Raw genomic sequence first — 17,773 nt, 5'->3', positions numbered from 1 at the left:
CCGGAACCGACACTCTCGATCAGGAATGGCCGAGCTCCTCGGAGGCGGATTCGTCGACCGATCCGGCCTCCTCCTCCATAAGGTCGTAGCCCATGTCGTCGAGGATCGGGATGGCCTGCTCCACGGGCGGCGGCAGCACGGCGGCCTCGGAATGAGCGCCGCAGCCGTGGTCGGCGGCCACGACCTTGCCGTCGTCCGGGGCGTACTCGTTGGCGCAGACCCCGAACGACAGCCGGAGCTCACCCGAGAGCAACCAGTAGAAGCCGCAGGTGGAGCACTGCGCGGGAGCGGCGTGTGCGATCGGAGTGTGCGGCCCGTGCTCGCCCGCGTGCCAGCGTCTGGCAGCCTGGTCTCTGCCGATGGCCGAGAGCACACGGGCTCGGCCCAGGCCGTACTCGAAAACCATCTGTCTGTCGGTGTCGTCGTCGGTCTCGGTGAAACCCGGCGCGAGCCTGTCGTCGTCGTCAGGGGTCGGCAGCAGGTCGCCCACGCCGAGGTCGCCCGGGCGCAGGCGCTCGCTCCACGGCAGCCACTCCGGCGCCAGCAGTGCCCCGGTGCCGGGCAGCAGGACGGCCTCGCTGACCGTGACCTTCTTCGCGCGCGAGGCGCGCGTGACGGTGACGGCCCAGCGCCAGCCGCGATAGGCCCGGTCGAGGCAGGCGAAGTAGTGGGTGACGATCCGGTCGCCCTCGCTCTCGTAACCGAGGTGCTCGCCGGGCTCGCCCGGCCGCGCAAGCTCCTCGGCCGCGGCGCGCGCCAGATCGACCGCGGCGACACAGGCCTGGTCGGGAGCGGAGACGCGGGCCCTGGTGCGGCTCATCGGGGCGCCTCCGCCGAAAGGTGCTGTTCGCTCACACTTCATTCTCACCCATCCCGGGACCTGCGGGGGCCCACAACCGCAGATCCCGCACTGAGATCGCACGCGGATCGGGTAAGACTGGTAGTCGTGGAGGGTGGCTGGGAGCGGGCTCGCGAGATCTCGCGGCGGATGGCGCGTGGCGCCGCCGACGCGGGACGCGCGACCGTGCGCGCGAGCAGGGCCACTGCGAGCGGCACCGCGCGGGCCGGCAAAGCCACCGCCAAGGGAGCCAGAAAAGTCGGCAGGGCCACGCGGCGGCTGACGTACGCCAACGGCGCCGGCCGCACCGGGCTCGGCCGGCTGATCGAGCTGTCGGCCGGCAACAGCGCCAGTGACGCGCTCGTCACGGTGGCGCTGGCGAGCACCGTGTTCTTCGGCGTGCCGGTGGGCGAGGCCCGCGGTTCCGTCGCCCTCTACCTGGTCATCACGATGTTGCCGTTCGCGCTGCTGGCGCCGTTCGTGGGGCCGATACTCGACCGGCTCCGGTCGGGCCGACGCTACGTGATGGCGGGCACGCTGTTCGGCCGCGGCCTGCTGTGCTTCGCGATGGCCGCGGCCGTGGGGCCCGGCGACCTGCCGACGCTGTTCATCGGGGCGCTGGGCGTGCTGGTGCTGTCGAAGGCGTACAACGTGTCGCGGGCGGCGATCATGCCGAACGTGCTGCCCGCCGACATCACGCTGGTGTCGGCGAACGCGCGGGTGGCGCTGTTCACGCTGGTGTCGGCCGGGGTGGCGGTGCCGCTCGGCGCGGGCCTGACCGCGTGGCTGGGCCCGGCGGCGGTGCTGCGCATCGCGATGCTGGCCTTCCTGCTGCTCGGCGTCGTCGCGGTACGCCTGCCGCGCCACGTCGACTCCCCCGACCTGGAGGAGGAGGGCGCCGCGCCCCGCTGGCGGACCCTGCTCAAGGTGGGCCCGGCGGTGGCCGAGGCCGTCTGGGCGAACGTGGCCGTCCGCGTCTTCTCCGGGTTCCTGCTGTTCTTCCTGCTGTTCCTGGTGCAGGACCAGGCGGTGCCGTGGCTGGCGGTCAAGGAGCCGTGGGCGCAGGAGCCGTTCTTCGACATCCCCAAGACGATCGCGCTGCTCGCGGGCGCGGCCGGGCTGGGCGGCCTGGTCGGCGCCGCGGCCGCGAACTGGACGCGCAACCACGCTCCCCAGCTCATCGTGCTGGTGACGCTGGCCCTGGCCGCGGTGACCGTCATCACCACCGCGATCTTCTTCGGCGTCTGGACGGCGCTGGCGATCTCCCTGGTCGCGGCCTTCGCCCAGGAGCTGGGCAAGCTGGCGCTCGACGCGATCGTGCAGCGGGAGATCGGCGAAGAGGTGCGCTCGTCCACGTTCGGCGTGGTCGAGGCGGTGCTGCAGCTCGCCTGGGTGTTCGGCGGCCTGGTCGGGCTGGTGCTCTCGCTCACCCAGAGCAGCGTGGCCGGGCTGGTGACGGTGTCGGTCGTGCTGACCGCCGCGCTGGTCTGGCTGCTGATCGCCAGGAGGAAGCGCGTACGCGCCACCGCCGAGAAGCTGCGCCGCGCACGCGCGGAGGCCGCCGACCAGCAGCGGCCGGACAAGCTCGACCCCACCAAGCCGCTCACCAACCCGAACGGCTGACCGCCCGGCTACGCGTCGAGGTCGTCCGCGACGGCCCTGAGCACCTGCGCGATCTTCTTGGCGTGCACCGCGTCCGGGTGCTTGCCCCGCTGGTACGAGGTCGAGACGTCATCGAGCAGCTTGATCAGGTCTTCGACGATGACGACCATCTCGTCCGGCTTCTTCCGCTTGCCCTTGGGCTTGGGCTTGGCCAGCGTCGGCGGCTGCTCCAGGATCCTGACGGAGAGCGCCTGCTGGCCCCTGCGGCCTTCGGCGACGCCGAACTCGACCTTCTGGCCGGGCTTGAGCGGGCCCGTACCGGGGGGCAGCGCGGATGAATGCACGAAGACCTCACCGCCGTCGTCGCGGGTGAGGAAGCCGAATCCCTTGTCGGCGTCGTACCACTTGACCTTGCCACTCGGCACAGGACGACCTCGTTCAAACAGTCGAAAAGAAGGACGGATGGATGTAGGTTATGCCCCGCGAAGCGCCAGGGCGACCGGGTAAATGCCGGACAATTACCGAAGTTCATCACGCGCACGCCAACCGGCGAACCAGGTGGTGAATTCGGTCAGGTCGCCCAGGGCCACGTCTGCTCCGTGATCACGCAGCTCTCCCACCGTGTAAGGGCCGGTCGCAACTGTCACGCTCACGGCGCCGCCAGCGCGTGCCGCCTCGATGTCCGCGACATGGTCACCAACATAAGCCGCCGCGCCGAAGCGCGCGAGTGCCGATCCCTTCGCGGCCCCGAAAACGGAGCCGGCCACTTCGTCCACGGCGAGACCGAGCGCCTCGACGGTGCCGACCGCGTCCCGGACGTTCTTGCCCGTCACCACGATGACCCGGCCACCGGCCTCGCGTACGGCCTCGATCGCCTCGTACGCACCGGCCATGGCCGTGTGCACCGGAACCCCCATTTCCGGATATATCTCCCGATAGAGGGCAGCGGCCGCCTCGACCTCCTCCGGCGGCAGCCAGTTGGCCAGCTCCAGCTCCAGCGGCGGCCCCAGCCGCCGGACGATAGCCGCGCTGTCAAATGGCACGCCCAATCGAACGGCCAGCTCGTCGTAAACGGCCGCGATGCCCGCCCGAGTGTCAGCCAAAGTCATGTCAAGGTCGAATCCCACCGAAGTCGCCACATGTGCAGGATGCCAAACCTGCCTCTACCCCGCGTAACCGCCCTTGTTCTGGAAGCATGGGAATGGGAAGAAAGGAATTACTTATCGGAGAGGAGCGGCCGTGACCGACACCCCCAAACCGCCACAGGCCGGAGACCGGCTCGTCGCCTCCTCCGCCCCCACCCGCCCGCACCGCCCGGCCCGCCCCGGGGGGCCCGTGGTGACGACGTGGCAGCGGGTCGTGGCGGCCGGCGCCTACGTGGTCAAGGTGGCCACCAGGGTGGCCGCGCTCTCCCTGGTGCTCTACGCGGTCTTCACGGTGTTCAGGGCCAACCCGGCCAACGTCTGGTACCAGTTCGTCGAATCGCTGGCCGCGTGGCTGTCGCTGGGCCTGGCCAACCTTTTCCAGCTCGCCGACCCGCGCTGGACGGCGCTGGTCAACTACGGTCTGGCCGCCGTCGTGTGGCTGATCATCGGCTCCGCGCTGGCGAGCCTGATCCGGCGCGCTGCTCCTTAGCGACTACTCTCCTTACGGAGGTATCAGCATAGACATGAGCAGATCGACCCGTGAGCGGATCGTCGATGAGGCCCTGAGGCTGTTCGCCGAACGGGGCTACTCCGCCACTTCCGTGGCCGAGATCGAGGCCGCCTCAGGGCTGTCTCCCGGCGCCGGAGGGCTCTACAGGCACTTCAAGTCCAAGTACGAGGTGCTCGCCGCGGCGATCAACGAGCACGCGGCGCGTACGCGGAGCCAGGTGGCCGGCAGCCTGGCCGAGCTGAGCACCATGGAAGCCTCGGTGGACCTGGAGGAGCGCCTGTCCCACGTGTGCCGCGCGGGGCTGGCGAAGGTGCGCGAGGAGTCCGAGCTGACCCGCGTGTTCTTCCGCGACCTGAGCCAGTTCCCCGAGCTCGTCGCGGTCGTCCGCGAGGGGTTGCTGCAGCCCATGTTCGACGCCATCGTGACCTGGTTCCAGGCCCAGCCGGAATATCGCGACGCCAAGCTCGACTGGACGGGCATCGCCGCCGTCCTCGGGGGCTCGGTCGTGCACTACCGGCTGTTCCAGGAGACCGTGGGCGAGCTGCCGGGACACGCGGAGAAGGACCAGTTCGTCACCGCCTGGGTACGCCTGGCGGTCGGCCTGCTCCCCAGCCCCGCGCCGGTCAGCTGACGTCGAACAGCCGGTAGGCCAGCCACACCACGCCCAGACCCGTACCGATCATGAACATCGTGCCGCTGACGTCGAAGAACTGCGTGACGAACGCCTGCAGCCCGGCCTCGATCCCCACCCGCAGGCCGCCGACGAGCACCCCGCCCACCGAATAGCCCAGCAGCGGCGCGCCGATCCCGAGAAACTTGTCGCGCAGGCTCCAGCTCTCGCTGAACAGCACCAGCGCGCCGCCCGCCGCCCACACCACCACCGGCACCTGGAAGATCGCCAGCGGCGGCAGCCGGAACGGCACCAGCAGCGCCGCCACGATCAGGATCACCATCGCCGCCGTCTCGCGCGGATGCTCCTTGACGATGGTCCTGGCGTCCCGGCCGCCGGTGGCCATCGGGTTGGCGCTGGACATGGCCGCCCGGCGGAGCCCCGCGAACGGCAGCCCCCGGCCCTGCCCCTGCTTCTCCAGCCGCTCCTGGGCGATCCTGCGGTAGGCGCGCACGCCGGGCGGCTCGTCGTGGTCGTCCACGACGGAGGGGAAACGCAGCGTCGACCCCGAGCCCGGTGTCGGTGCCGGCCCTCCGTCCGCCTGCGACACGCCGCTGGCGGCGACACCGGCGGAATCGGCGGCGGCACGCTTCGTCGCGACGCCCGCCTCGGCCAGCCTGCGGGCCTCGCGCTCGACGAGGGCGGCCGGATCGCCGAACCGCGCCAACACCTTCGCCACGTCGCGCGCGTTCTGGCTGCCGCCCCGCTCGACCTCGATCCTGGCCCGCAGCCGCTTGGCGAAATCCAGCCGCTGGTCGGCCCGGAGCACGCCGTGGGCGGCGTCGGCCGCCTTCGAGACGTAGTTCAGGACGAGCTGGTCCGCACGCTCTATCACGCCTAGCAATGCTGCCCCAATCAGGGGGGACATACCATGGCAACGATGGAGTTCACGGAGTGGATCAGGGGGCGCACCGACGAACAGCTGCGGGCGCTCGTCTCCGCGCGTCCCGAGTTGATCACTCCGGTGCCCGCGCATCTGGAGGGTCTCGCCTCGCGAGCCGGCAGCCCTTCGGCGATCGGCAGGGTGCTGGACAGGCTCGACCGGTTCACGCTGGCCGTTGTCGAGACGCTGGCGGTGCAGGACGGGCCGGTGTCGAAGGACGCCCTGCGCGACCTCGTCGGCGCGGCGCTGGCCGCCGCCGACCCGGAGAACGCGCTGGCGACCGGCGACGAGGACGACCCGCCCGCGACCGGTGGCGCCGACCCGGAGCCCGCGCTGTCCACCGCGCTCGACCGGCTGTGCGACCTGGCGCTGGTCTACGGGCCCGACGACGCGCTGGAGCTGGGCCCGGGTGTGCGCAAGGTGCTCGACGACCCGGCCGGGCTGGGGCCGCGGGCCGTGGACGCGTTCCGGCACCACGCGCCCGAGCAGCTCGACGAGATGGCCGACGACGTCGCCCCCGGCACGGCCGGCACGGGCAAGGAGCGGCTGGCGGCCGCGCTGGCGGCGCCCGCCGCGCTCGTCGAGTCCGTCTCGCCGGAGGCCAGGGGCGCGCTCGACCAGCTCGTCTGGGGCCCGCCGACGGGCCGCGTGCCCAACGCCAGGCGCGAAGTGAGCGTGGCCACGGCCCGCTCCCCCATCGAGGAGCTGCTCGCGCGCGGCCTGCTGGCGGCCACGGGCGAGGAGAGCGTGACGCTGCCCCGCGAGGTGGGCCTCTTCCTGCGCGGCGGCCGCGTGCACCGCGACCTGCTGGCGGTGCCGCCGCCGCTGCACGGGGCGGCGCGCGACCGGGCGCTGGCCGACCGGACGGCGGCCGGGCAGGCGTTCTCGTTCGTCAGGGCCGTCGAGGAGCTGTGCGAGCGGTGGAGCATCGAGCCGCCGGGCGTGCTGCGTACCGGCGGGCTGGGCGTGCGCGACCTGAAGCGGGCCGCGGGCGAGCTGGACCTGCCGGAGTGGGTGGCGGCGCTGGTGGTCGAGGTCGCGCACGCGACCGGGCTGGTCGCGGCCGGCGGCGGCGTCGACGGCGAGTGGCTGCCGACCTCCGGCTACGACCTGTGGCGGGTCAGGGGCACCGCCGACCGGTGGGTGACCCTGGCGGCCACGTGGCTGCACATGGACCGGGTGCCCGGCCTGGTCGGCGATCGCGACGAGCGCGACAGGCCGCTCAACGCCCTGCACACCGACCTGCGCCGCTCCTCCGCGCCCGGGGTCAGGGCGGCCACGCTGGGCGTGCTGGCGGCGGCTCCCGGGCTGGCCCCCGACCGCGACTCCGTGCTGGCGCGGCTGGCGTGGGAGCAGCCGCGCCGCCGGGGGCCGCTGCGCGAGCAGCTCACCGATTTCGCGCTGCGGGAGGCCGAGCAGGTCGGCGTGACGGGGCTGGGCGCGCTCTCGGTGCACGGGCGGGCCCTGATCGAGGGCGGTGACGCGGCCAAGGTGCTCGCGCCGCTGCTGCCGGAGCCGGTCGATCACGTGCTGCTCCAGGCCGACCTCACCGCCGTCGCGCCGGGCCCGCTCACGAGCGAGCTCAACCGCTGGATGACGCTCACCGCCGACGTGGAGTCGAAGGGCGGGGCCACGGTCTACCGGTTCAGCGAGGGCTCGATCAGGCGCGCGCTCGACGCCGGGCACGGTGGCGAGGAGCTGGTCGCGATGCTGGCCCGCCACTCCGCCACGCCGGTGCCGCAGGCGCTGTCCTACCTGGTGACCGACGTGGCCCGGCGGCACGGGCGCATCCGGGTGGGCACCGCCGGCGCGTACATCCGCTGCGACGACCCCGCGCTGCTCGACCAGATCACCGCCGACCGCCGCTCCGCCGCGCTGCGGCTGCGGCGGCTGGCGCCGACCGTCATCGCCTCCCGCTCGTCCAGGGCGGCGCTGGTCGACTCGCTGCGGGCCATGGGGTACGCCCCGGTCGCCGAGTCGCTCGACGGCGACGTGATCATCTCCCAGCTGGAGAGCCGCCGCACCGAGGCGCTGGCGCCGGCCCGCGCCGTGGCCTCGCCCAACGGCCTGGACCCCGAGGTGGCCACGGCGGCCGTCCGCGCGCTGCGGGCCGGCGACGCGGCGCACCTGGCGCGGCGCGAGCCGGTGGACGCCCCCGGCGGCCAGGTGCCGCGCGGGCCCGCCACGGCCACGATCTCGGCCCTGCAAGAGGCCATCAAGCAGGGGGTGCGGGTCTGGATCGGCTATCTCGACTCGCAGGGCAACGCGACCTCACGCATCCTGGAGCCGGCCCGGATGGAGGGCGGCTACCTGACCGCGTACGACGAGACCAGGGCCGCCGTGCACCGCTTCGCGCTGCACCGCATCACCGGCGTGGCGGGTCTCTGAGCAGCAGCTCCAGCGACTGCCCGGCCACCGCCGCGGCGGGCCCGCCGGCGGCCTCCAGCCGCCGCAGCAGCCGGGCGGAGTCGGCGGGATAGCGGACCGCCAGCCCGCCGCCCAGCGCCACGGCCGCCGTCGTCGCCCTGACGTCGCCGGGGTCCGCCGCCCAGCCCAGCGCGAGCCTGAGCGCCTCGGGGGCGAGGGTGTCGTCGGCGCACATGTACGACAGGACGTTGGCCGCCGCCACCCGCTCGGCCGCGCTGCCCCGTGCCCAGACCTCGATGAGCTCCTGCCGGACCTCCTTCGGCGAGTGCCCGGCCAGCAGCGCCACGCCCTGCGCGGCCCGTACCTGGACTGCCGGCCCCTGGCCGGGCAGCGACAGCACCCATTCGCGCAGCGGCTGCCACAGCGAGAACCCGTAGCGGCCGGCCAGCTCGGCCAGCACCCGCCCGCGCTGGTGCGCCGCGCGGAACCCGACCAGCCCGCTCTCGGCGCCGATCAGGGGGCCGGTGACCGGGCGGCGGCCGATCTCGTGGCAGAGCTGTTCGAGCCTGGCGAGCTGCCGGTCGAAGGCGGGCTCGGCCAGCCGGTGCGCGAACGCCAGCGCCGCCACGGCGAGCACCTCGCGCATGGGCGGCTTGGTGTCGAACCAGGCCGCCACCTCCTCGCCGTCCGGCTCGCCGCCCCGAGCCAGGCGCGCGGCCAGGCGTACGACCTCGGCGGGCGTCGGGAGGGTCAGCGCCAGGGCCCTGGCCCGGGCCAGCGCCTCGGGGCTCAGCCCCGCGCGCAGGTCGAACGTGCTCAGGCACAGGTCGAACAGCTCGCCCGGCTCGGGGGCGCTCCACGGGTGCTCCACCTCGACCGCCTGGGAGGGGGCGCCGCTCCTGGTGACGACCAGGTAGGAGCCGAGCTCGGCCAGCTTGCGGGCCAGGTTGACCAGCTCGGTGCGGTCGGTGCTGGCCACGATCCAGTCGTGCAGCAGGTACGCCCGGCCCGGCTCGTACTCGGTGCCCGACAGCAGCTCGCCCGCGGAGGCGGCCGGGGACAGCACGGTGATCGTGCCCTCGGCCAGCGACATGCGCGACAGCAGGGCGAGCGCGCCAGAGCGCCGGCCGCTCTCCTCCGCGCCCACGAGCACGAGCAGGTGACGCATGCTCAGCCGGCGCACCGCCTCGGGGAAGCAGCCCGGCTCCAGGTACGAGCGCAGCAGGGCGTCGGCCTCCCGCCTGTTGAGCTCTCTGGTGACCGGACCGGCCACGGTCCGCAGATGGTCGCTGACAGCTATGAGGCTCCCTGTGAGCGTTATGTTGTCGAGGTCGATCTCGCCCGGTTCAGGCGTTTCGGTCACGAAGTCACCTCGGGATCAACTCGAAAGTTTTCTACAGAAAATATCGCCGGCCAACGAGTTTCTTCCTTTTACACGGAGGGATTACCGAGTGTCACGACATCGCGCTGGCCTGGCCTGATGCCTGATAGCGACATATCGATCACACCCTCCGCGGCTGTCTGCGGGACCCCACGGCCCTTAGATATCCCACCATTACACGATCTAGGGCAACAAGAAAACACGAATGGCGACAGAGGAAGATTTATGCCTATTTACGGGCTACTAGAACCCCGTCCACAATGACTAGTCAAGACCGGCCGCAGCACCTCCGGTCTTGACTGCACAACCCCGCACGGATCAGGTTGGGCATGTGACGGAGCAAACGCTGGGCCGGCTGGCCGAGGAGTCATGGAGCCGTTTCGACGACTACGACTCGATGTTCTACGAAGGCGCCTGGCACCGCAGTCACGCGCTCGCCGAGCGGGCGCGCAGGATGTCCGGCGGGTTCGCGGAGGCGGGGATCCGGCCCGGCGACCGGGTGGCCGTCATGATGGCGAACTCGCCCGAGGTGCCGCTCATCTACCAGGCGTTGTGGGCCGCGGGAGCGGTGGTGACGCCGGTGGTGTTCCTGGTGGGGCCGGAGGAGCTGCGGCACATCCTGCTCGACAGCGGCGCCGCCGCGATCGTCGCCTCGCCGGAGCTGGCGGACAACGTACGGGCCGCCGGCGTCGATATCCCGATATATGTGGACACGGCCGAGCTCGAACGGGCAGCCGAACGCGGCCCCGTGACCAGGGACCCCGGCGACCTGGCCGCGCTCATGTACACCGGCGGCACCACCGGCAAGGCTAAGGGCGTCATGCTGAGCCACCGCGGCCTGTCGAAGGTGGCCAAGGACGCCTTCGAGCTGTCCCACCAGGAGGGGAAGAACCGCGCGCTGGTGCCCGTGCCGCTGTCGCACGCGTACGGGCTGATCATCTCGGTCGCCTCCATGCACGCGACCGAGCCGCAGCAGGCCGTCCTGATGCGCTGGTTCGACCCGAAGGCGTTCCTCCAGCTGGCCGCCGAGCAGCGCGTCCAGTACGGCACCGTGGTGCCCGCCATGCTCCAGCTCCTGCTCGCCGAGCCGCTGGAGGCGCACCCCCTGCCCGACCTGGCCTACCTCACCTGCGGCGCGGCGCCGCTCGGCCGGGACGTGCTGGCGGAGTTCGAGCGCCGGATGCCCGGCGTGCAGATCCTGGAGGGCTACGGCCTGACCGAGACCAGCGCGGTCACCACCTTCAACCCGCCGGGCAGGCGGCGGACCGGCAGCGTCGGCCTGCCCCTGGCCGGCTACTCGATCACCATCCGCGACGGCGACGGCGAGGCGATGGAGATCGGGGACGTCGGCGAGATCTGCGTCTCGGGTGATTCGCTGATGCTCGGCTACTGGGGCGAGCATGGGGCCGATCCCGAGGGCACGGCGCTGGTCGACGGCGAGCTGCGGACCGGGGACATCGGGTGCGTGGACGACGACGGCTACCTCTACATCGTGGACCGGAAGAAGGACCTGATCATCCGCGGCGGCTTCAACGTGTTCCCGCGTGACGTCGAGGACGCGCTCAACCGGCATCCCGACGTCGTGATGTCGGGCGTCGTGGGCCGCCCCGATCCCCGTCTCGGGGAGGAGGTCGTGGCGTTCGTGCAGCTCAGGGCCGGCGCGGAGGTGACGGCCGAGGAGCTGATCGAGTGGGCGCGCGATCGGGTGGGCCGGGTGAAATATCCGCGCGAGGTGCGCTTCGTCGACTCCGTGCCGGTGACGAGCGTGCTCAAGCTCGACCGCAAGGCGTTGCGGGAGCGGCTCGGCTGAGCCCTCCGGGGATCTAGGGTGATCTCGTGCACCGGGTCAGGCGCGTCTCAATTCCGTGATAAGTGTTGACGTGTCTGGAGGTGAACATGAGTCAGGAAGATCCGTCGGGGTATCCGTACCAGCCTTATGGCGCCCCCTACGGTGAGCAGCCACCCCCGCAATACGGCTATGGCTACGGCTATCCCCCGCCCCGCCGCGACGAGGGCCCCAACGCCAACGCCATCGTCTCGCTCGTGCTCAACCTCCTCGCGGTCGTCTCGTGCTGCAACGTCCTCGGCATCCCCGGCGCGATCCTGGCCGGCCTCGCGCTCGGCAGGGCGCGCACGCAGCCGCAGACCGCCCGCACCATGGTCATCTGGAGCTGGGTCCTGTTCGGGCTGGGCTTCGTGCTGGGCATCGGCGGCTTCATCCTCCTGGGCATCAACGGCGCCTTCGACGACTGAGCAGACGGTCCTGAGGACTAATCCTGGCCCGCCCGTTGTTGGAGACTCGGAGCGGGGGAGCCGGGATCAGGAGACGATGGTCCTGTTGCGCCAGGCCCCCGTCTGAACCCCACGGAGATATGCCAGTGAGCGATGGACCGCTGATCGTCCAGTCGGACAAGACGCTGCTGCTCGAGGTCGACCACGAGCGGGCCGACGCCTGCCGTAAGGCGATCGCGCCGTTCGCCGAGCTCGAGCGCGCTCCAGAACACGTGCACACCTACCGCGTCACCCCGCTGGCGCTGTGGAACGCCCGCGCCGCCGGCCACGACGCCGAGCAGGTCATCGACGCGCTCATCGGCTACAGCCGCTACCCGGTGCCGCACGCGCTGCTGGTCGACGTCGCCGAGACCATGGCGCGATACGGGCGGCTGCGGCTGGAGAAGGACCCCGTCCACGGCCTCACGCTGACCTCCACCGACCGGGCCGTGCTCGAAGAGGTGCTGCGCTCCAAGAAGATCCAGCCGATGCTGGGCGATCGGATCGGCGCCGACTCGGTCGCCGTGCACCCGAGCGACCGGGGCAACGTCAAGCAGGCCCTGCTCAAGCTGGGCTGGCCGGCCGAAGACCTGGCGGGCTACGTCGACGGCGAGCAGCACCCGATCAAGCTGCTGCAGGACGGCTGGGAGCTGCGGCCCTACCAGCGCGAGGCGGCCGAGGCGTTCTGGAACGGCGGCTCCGGCGTGGTCGTGCTGCCCTGCGGCGCGGGCAAGACCATCGTCGGCGCGGCCGCCATGGCCCACGCCGAGGCCACCACGCTCATCATGGTCACGAACACGGTCTCGGCCCACCAGTGGAAGACCGAGCTGCTCAAGCGCACGTCGCTGACCGAGGACGAGATCGGCGAATACTCCGGCACGAAGAAGGAGATCCGCCCCGTCACCATCGCCACCTACCAGGTGATGACCACCCGGCGCAAAGGCGTCTACAGCCATCTGGAGCTCTTCGACGCCCGCGACTGGGGCCTCATCGTCTACGACGAGGTGCACCTGCTGCCCGCGCCGATCTTCCGGATGACCGCCGACCTGCAGGCCCGCAGGCGCGTCGGGCTGACCGCGACGCTGGTGCGCGAGGACGGCCGCGAGGGCGACGTGTTCTCGCTGATCGGTCCCAAGCGCTACGACGCGCCCTGGAAGGAGATGGAGAACCAGGGCTGGATCGCCCCGGCCGACTGCGTCGAAGTACGCGTGACGCTGACGGACGAGGAGCGGCTGGCGTACGCGATGGCCGAGTCCGAGGAGCGCTACCGCTTCTGCGCCACCACGCCGTCCAAGACCAAGGTCACCGAGGCGCTGGTCCGGCGCCACCTGGGCGAGCAGGTGCTGGTCATCGGCCAGTACATCGACCAGCTCGACGAGCTCGGCGAGCACCTCAACGCGCCGGTCATCAAGGGCGAGACCCGGGTCAAGGAGCGCGAGCGCCTCTACCAGGCGTTCCGTGACAAGGAGATCCAGGTGCTGGTGGTGTCGAAGGTGGCCAACTTCTCCATCGACCTGCCGGAGGCGGCCATCGCGATCCAGGTGTCGGGCACGTTCGGCTCGCGTCAGGAGGAGGCCCAGCGGCTCGGGCGGGTGCTGCGGCCCAAGGCCGACGGCGGGGGCGCGCGGTTCTACACGGTGGTCAGCAGGGACACGGTGGACCAGGAGTTCGCGGCGCACCGGCAGCGGTTCCTGGCCGAGCAGGGATACGCGTACCAGATCATCGACGCCGACGACGTGATGGGCGGGGTGTGAGGTTGTGATGCCCGGCCGCTCGCCCGAGCGGCCAGGCATTCAGCGTGGTGTCACGTCCACGAGACTCCGCGGGCCGACGACATTCGAACCACCCCCCTCACCTGCGTACTATCACGCCGCCTGCGACATACCCTCATGATCCGGCAAAGCCACCTGATATGCCCGATTTTTTCGGTATTCACAGGTTCATTGGAGCTTGCGGCCTATCGCACCAGTAGCCCTCCGAGGAACAGCACGCCCTCGGCCGCGACCCAGGCCAGCACCCCGGCGCCCATCAGACGGGTGAACGCCCGCGAATCGTTCCTCGACCACGGGAGCAGCCAGGCGGCCGCCGTGCAGCTGGCGGCGAGCGCGGCGAACAGCCCCGACACGGTGGAGACCGTGCTCAGGCGCCGGGAGCACGCCGAGGTGGCCTCGCCACCGGCGCAGAAGGCCTCCAGCCCCCACCCGGCGAACACCGACAACCCCCACAGCGCGGCGAGCAGGAAGCTCGCGATCGTGGGGATGATCGGCGAGAAACGGAGTTGGACCCGCACCACCTCCTGACCGTACCCCGGTAAATGCTTTGGAAGCTCGCGCGAGGCGCTATTAGACTGGCCGATTCGCTGCCTTGACCACCTCCGTAACGAACCAGGGAGGCGCTTCCGCATGCCCGCACACCAGCTGGCGCCCGACATACCCCCCGAGATGCCCACGGACGTACTCGCCGCCGAGCAGGCGCACCTGGCCGAGTCCAGGGCCGCGCTCAAGGCCATGCGCGCGCACGCCCAATCCCTGTCCGCGGACGCGGCGGGCGACTGGGTGTCGCAGCAGGTCCTCCAGTCCCTGCTCGACCAGCGCGTGGCCGCGCTGGCCGACCATCCGGACACGCCGCTGTTCTTCGGCCGGCTCGACCGCGCCGCCGGCGACGACCTGCCCGGCACGATCTACGTCGGCCGCCGCCACGTCCACGACGGCGGCAGCAAGCCGCTGGTCATCGACTGGCGCGCGCCGGTGTCCCAGGCGTTCTACCAGGCCAGCCCGGCCGACCCGATGGGCGTCGTACGCCGGCGCCGCTTCGGCTACCACGGCGGCCACCTCACCGCGTTCGAGGACGAGCCGCTCGGCGAGGGCGTCGAGCTCGGCCCCTCGAAGATCCTCACCGACGAGATCGAACGCCCGCGCACCGGCCCCATGCGCGACATCGTGGCCACCATCCAGCCCGACCAGGACGAGATCGTCCGCGCCACGCTGGCCCAGACCGTGTGCGTGCAGGGCGCCCCGGGCACCGGGAAGACCGCCGTCGGCCTGCACCGCGCCGCCTACCTCCTCTACACCCACCGCGAGCGGCTGGCCAGGTCCGGCGTCATGATCGTCGGGCCCAACCGGGCCTTCCTGTCCTACATCTCCTCGGTGCTGCCCGCGCTCGGCGAGGTCAAGGTCGACCAGACCACCGTGGCCGGGCTGCTCGGCGAGCACACCGCGCCGGAGGACCCGCTCGTGGCGGCGGTGAAGGGCGACGCCAGGATGGCGGCGGTGCTCGAACGCGCGCTCTGGCTGCACATCGTGAAGCCCGAAGAGGGCCTGGTGTTCACGAAGGGCGCCTACCGCCACCGGGTGGCCGACTACGAGGTGCGCGAGATCGTGGCCTCCCTGCGCGGCACCACGCGGTACAACCCCGGGCGGGCGGCGCTGGCGCAGCGGCTGGCCCACATGGTGCTGGTCAGGATGGAGCAGCGCGGCGAGTCGCCCGACGACCGGGTGCAGGACGCGGTGGCCAGGTCGAAGCCGGTCAAGCAGCTCGTGGACGCGGTGTGGCCCAAGCTGGCGCCCGAACAGGTCCTGCACCGGCTCCTGTCCGACCCAGAGTTCCTGGCCCGCGCCGCCAAATCCGATTTGTCGCCTGACGAGCAGGAAATGCTGATTTGGCGGAAGCCGTACCGGAGCTGGAAGTCCGCGAAGTGGTCCGCCGCGGACGCCGCGCTCCTCGACGAGCTCCGCGACCACATGGAGCGCACGCCGTCGCTGGGCCACCTCGTGGTGGACGAGGCCCAGGACCTCTCCGAGATGCAGCTAAGGGCGCTCGGCCGGCGCTGCCGCAACGGCTCGGCCACCGTGCTGGGCGACCTGGCCCAGGGCACGACGCCGTGGTCGACCAGCTCGTGGGAGTCGGTGCTCGACCACCTGGGTCAGCGCGAGGGCGAGGTGACGGAGCTGACGCTCGGCTTCCGCGTGCCACGTGAGGTCCTCGACTACGCGGCCCGGCTGCTCCCGTCCATCGCGCCCGACCTGGCCGCGCCGCGCTCGCTGCGCCCCGGTCTCGGCTCGCTCACGGTCCGCCCGGGCGGCTCGATCGCGCAGGCCGCCCAGGAGGCGCTGGCCAAGGAGGGCTCGATCGGCGTCATCGTCCCCGACGCGCTGGTGGCCGAGGCCTCCCGTTCGCTGGCGAGTCTCCCCCACGCCGTGCTCGACCCCGACTCCGCCGAGGAACACCGCCTCCTGATCGTCCCCGCCACCCTGGCCAAGGGCCTGGAGTACGACCACGTCATCGTGGTCGAGCCCGCCGACATCGTCGAGGCCGAGCCCCGGGGCCTGGCCCGGCTGTACGTCGTACTGACCCGGGCGGTCACGTCCCTGACGGTGCTGCACGACAAGGCGCTCCCGGTACAGCTGGCGGCCTGAGGGGCGACGGGCGCGGCCGCTTCTAGGATGGCTGGGCAAGCAGCTCTCAACCTAGGAGGATGCCGTGCCCGCACCCCTTCCCCATGAACACCTGCCGTCGGCCCCCGCGCTCGTGGTCGGAAGCGACGACCTCCAGGACGGTGCCAGGCTCGACGACCTCCACGTCTTCAACGACTGGGGCATGACGGGGGGCAACCTGTCCCCCCACCTGCGCTGGTCCGGCGCCCCGGAGGGCACTCGCGGCTACGCCGTCACCTGCTACGACCCCGACGCGCCCACGGGCAGCGGCTTCTGGCACTGGGTCCTGTTCGACCTGCCGGCCTCGGTGACGGAGCTCCCCACGGGCGCGGGCACGGCCCCTGACTTCAAGGGCCTGCCGGAGGGGGCGACGCACGCCCGCAACGACTACGGCCTCAAGGCGTACGGCGGCGCGGCCCCGCCTCCCGGCGACCCGCACCGGTACGTGTTCACGGTGCACGCGCTGGGGGTGGACTCGCTCGGGGTGGACAGCGACGCCAGCCCGGCGGTGGTGGGCTTCAACATCACCGCCAACACCCTGGCCCGCGGCCACGTCATCGCCCACTACGGCGTCTGACCCCACCCGCCGCCGACCGCCCCCGAGCCGGTCGGCGGCACCACCTTTCCCAACGGGGCGGGCGGCCCCGCGCTGCGCTCGACGCAGACCCGCACCGCCCCGGCGCCGCGCCGAACGCGGGCCAGGCGGACGGCCCCGCGCTGCGGACGGCGCCGACCAGGCGTGTGACCTCGCGCTGCGAACGGCGCGGGGCGGGCGCACGACCTCACACCGCGCAAGGCGCCGGCCCCGGCGTCCGGCCCCGCACTGAGCAAGGCGCCGGCTTCGGCGTGCGGCCCCGCATTGTGCAAGGCGCCGGCCCGGCGTGCAGCCCCGCGCTGTGGGCAGCCGGCCCCGGCGTGCATCCCCCGCACCGGGCAAGGCGTGTGCGGGCGTGGAGGCCGCCGAGGGGGCACCTGGGCATCGAAGCGCCCCGCCGCGATGGGCGGGGCGCTTCACCGTGGGGCCGCGGCCGTGTGGCGATCAAGGTTGGCCGCGGCACCACAGGCACGGGACCGGACGAGCCGGTGGGTCAGGGACCGCCGGGAGTCCGCGCTCGGGCCCCCGCTGTCACTCGACCACCACGGCGCCCGACGTGCACGCCATGAGCTGCGGCAGCAGCGTGTCGAGGAGCCCGATCCCCGTGGTCGTGTTCGGCAGGCACAGCGGCCCCTGAAGCTGGCGCAGGAGGCTGAAGTCGGCCTCGTAAACCTCGTCGGCGTGCGCCGGGGCCACCGTGGCGGTGGCGGCGGCCAGGGTCAGGACGGCGATGCCGAAAATACGCTTGCTGCGGGAAAGCATCCTCTACTCCTTCGTTGAGGCGAGTGTGGCCACCACCTTTCCTCACTCCAAGTAGTCGATCAATTGTGAAACGTAATGGCAGATAAACAAAAACAAGAGCGGCCCGGAAAAATCCGGGCCGCCCTTCGTACCAGCGACGAGAAAAGACCTAGAAGTCCATGTCGCCGCCGCCCGGCATGGCCGGAGCAGCGGGGGTCTTCTCGGGCTTCTCGGCGATGACGGCCTCGGTGGTGAGGAAGAGCGCCGCGATGGAGGCGGCGTTCTGCAGCGCGGAGCGCGTCACCTTGGCCGGGTCGAGGATGCCGGCGTCGAACA

Annotated in this window: 16 protein-coding genes and 1 pseudogene; 9 read left to right on the top strand and 8 right to left on the bottom strand. The window is 71.8% G+C overall.

Features of this window, described 5'->3' with window-relative positions:
• Window positions 1-19: 19 nt before the first annotated feature.
• On the bottom strand, window positions 20-820 hold the full coding sequence (locus tag ACTWPW_RS10495) for a DUF3027 domain-containing protein (RefSeq protein ID WP_375118760.1): 801 nt from the start codon (window positions 818-820) through the stop codon (window positions 20-22).
• 126 nt (window positions 821-946) lie between these two features.
• Between ACTWPW_RS10495 and ACTWPW_RS10490 the strand changes: the two genes are divergently transcribed.
• A complete protein-coding gene (locus ACTWPW_RS10490; RefSeq protein WP_443168559.1) occupies window positions 947-2,461 on the top strand; it encodes an MFS transporter in 1,515 nt (504 codons plus the stop codon).
• Window positions 2,462-2,469: 8 nt separating this feature from the next.
• Here the strand turns inward: ACTWPW_RS10490 and ACTWPW_RS10485 are convergent, their stop codons facing one another.
• Window positions 2,470-2,865 (bottom strand): cold-shock protein, encoded by a 396-nt coding sequence (locus ACTWPW_RS10485; protein ID WP_364117015.1) that lies wholly within the window; start codon window positions 2,863-2,865, stop codon window positions 2,470-2,472.
• Window positions 2,866-2,958: 93 nt separating this feature from the next.
• The gene (locus ACTWPW_RS10480; RefSeq protein ID WP_375118758.1) at window positions 2,959-3,579 is read right to left on the bottom strand and encodes an HAD family hydrolase; all 621 of its coding nucleotides are present in this window, start codon (window positions 3,577-3,579) and stop codon (window positions 2,959-2,961) included.
• Between the two features lie 100 nt (window positions 3,580-3,679).
• Here ACTWPW_RS10480 and ACTWPW_RS10475 point away from each other — a divergent pair, with 100 nt between their 5' ends.
• A complete protein-coding gene (locus ACTWPW_RS10475; protein ID WP_443168558.1) occupies window positions 3,680-4,075 on the top strand; it encodes a hypothetical protein in 396 nt (131 codons plus the stop codon).
• Window positions 4,076-4,109: 34 nt separating this feature from the next.
• Window positions 4,110-4,727 (top strand): TetR/AcrR family transcriptional regulator, encoded by a 618-nt coding sequence (locus ACTWPW_RS10470; protein ID WP_364117021.1) that lies wholly within the window; start codon window positions 4,110-4,112, stop codon window positions 4,725-4,727.
• Here ACTWPW_RS10470 and ACTWPW_RS10465 read toward each other — a convergent pair.
• Window positions 4,720-5,601 carry a hypothetical protein gene (locus ACTWPW_RS10465; RefSeq protein WP_375118757.1) on the bottom strand — a complete coding sequence of 294 codons (882 nt, stop codon included), beginning with the start codon at window positions 5,599-5,601 and terminating at the stop codon, window positions 4,720-4,722. The two genes, ACTWPW_RS10470 and ACTWPW_RS10465, sit on opposite strands and share 8 nt — an antisense overlap.
• Before the next feature lie 45 nt (window positions 5,602-5,646).
• Here ACTWPW_RS10465 and ACTWPW_RS10460 point away from each other — a divergent pair, with 45 nt between their 5' ends.
• On the top strand, window positions 5,647-8,037 hold the full coding sequence (locus ACTWPW_RS10460; protein WP_443168557.1) for a helicase-associated domain-containing protein: 2,391 nt from the start codon (window positions 5,647-5,649) through the stop codon (window positions 8,035-8,037).
• On the opposite strand, the gene ACTWPW_RS10455 is transcribed toward ACTWPW_RS10460, so the two are convergent.
• Window positions 8,015-9,379, bottom strand: a complete 1,365-nt coding sequence (locus ACTWPW_RS10455; RefSeq protein ID WP_443168556.1) for a hypothetical protein — start codon at window positions 9,377-9,379, stop codon at window positions 8,015-8,017. The genes ACTWPW_RS10460 and ACTWPW_RS10455 overlap by 23 nt on opposite strands.
• Window positions 9,380-9,728: 349 nt before the next feature.
• On the opposite strand from ACTWPW_RS10455, the gene ACTWPW_RS10450 reads away from it, so the two are divergent.
• The 3 genes from ACTWPW_RS10450 (at window position 9,729) to ACTWPW_RS10440 (ending at window position 13,422) form a co-directional block, all read left to right on the top strand.
• On the top strand, window positions 9,729-11,207 hold the full coding sequence (locus tag ACTWPW_RS10450) for a class I adenylate-forming enzyme family protein (RefSeq protein ID WP_443168555.1): 1,479 nt from the start codon (window positions 9,729-9,731) through the stop codon (window positions 11,205-11,207).
• Window positions 11,208-11,293: 86 nt separating this feature from the next.
• A complete protein-coding gene (locus ACTWPW_RS10445; protein WP_364117029.1) occupies window positions 11,294-11,650 on the top strand; it encodes a DUF4190 domain-containing protein in 357 nt (118 codons plus the stop codon).
• 119 nt (window positions 11,651-11,769) lie between these two features.
• A complete protein-coding gene (locus tag ACTWPW_RS10440; RefSeq protein ID WP_375118753.1) occupies window positions 11,770-13,422 on the top strand; it encodes a DNA repair helicase XPB in 1,653 nt (550 codons plus the stop codon).
• Window positions 13,423-13,625: 203 nt separating this feature from the next.
• On the opposite strand, the gene ACTWPW_RS10435 is transcribed toward ACTWPW_RS10440, so the two are convergent.
• Window positions 13,626-13,961 carry a hypothetical protein gene (locus ACTWPW_RS10435; protein WP_375118752.1) on the bottom strand — a complete coding sequence of 112 codons (336 nt, stop codon included), beginning with the start codon at window positions 13,959-13,961 and terminating at the stop codon, window positions 13,626-13,628.
• A gap of 109 nt (window positions 13,962-14,070) precedes the next feature.
• Here ACTWPW_RS10435 and ACTWPW_RS10430 point away from each other — a divergent pair, with 109 nt between their 5' ends.
• Together ACTWPW_RS10430 and ACTWPW_RS10425 are read left to right on the top strand one after the other, a co-directional pair.
• Window positions 14,071-16,083, top strand: coding sequence for a HelD family protein (locus ACTWPW_RS10430; protein ID WP_443168554.1), 2,013 nt, complete (start codon window positions 14,071-14,073; stop codon window positions 16,081-16,083).
• A gap of 64 nt (window positions 16,084-16,147) precedes the next feature.
• Window positions 16,148-16,678 (top strand): YbhB/YbcL family Raf kinase inhibitor-like protein, encoded by a 531-nt coding sequence (locus tag ACTWPW_RS10425; RefSeq protein WP_443168553.1) that lies wholly within the window; start codon window positions 16,148-16,150, stop codon window positions 16,676-16,678.
• A gap of 549 nt (window positions 16,679-17,227) precedes the next feature.
• Here the strand turns inward: ACTWPW_RS10425 and ACTWPW_RS10420 are convergent.
• On the bottom strand, window positions 17,228-17,458 hold the full coding sequence (locus tag ACTWPW_RS10420) for a hypothetical protein (RefSeq protein ID WP_375118749.1): 231 nt from the start codon (window positions 17,456-17,458) through the stop codon (window positions 17,228-17,230).
• 148 nt (window positions 17,459-17,606) lie between these two features.
• Window positions 17,607-17,773: pseudogene (groEL, locus tag ACTWPW_RS10415) on the bottom strand (chaperonin GroEL); the annotation flags it as partial.

It is taken from the genome of Nonomuraea sp. KM90 (assembly GCF_052246675.1).
Classification (GTDB): domain Bacteria; phylum Actinomycetota; class Actinomycetes; order Streptosporangiales; family Streptosporangiaceae; genus Nonomuraea.
This window is presented reverse-complemented; position numbering and strand designations above follow the sequence as displayed.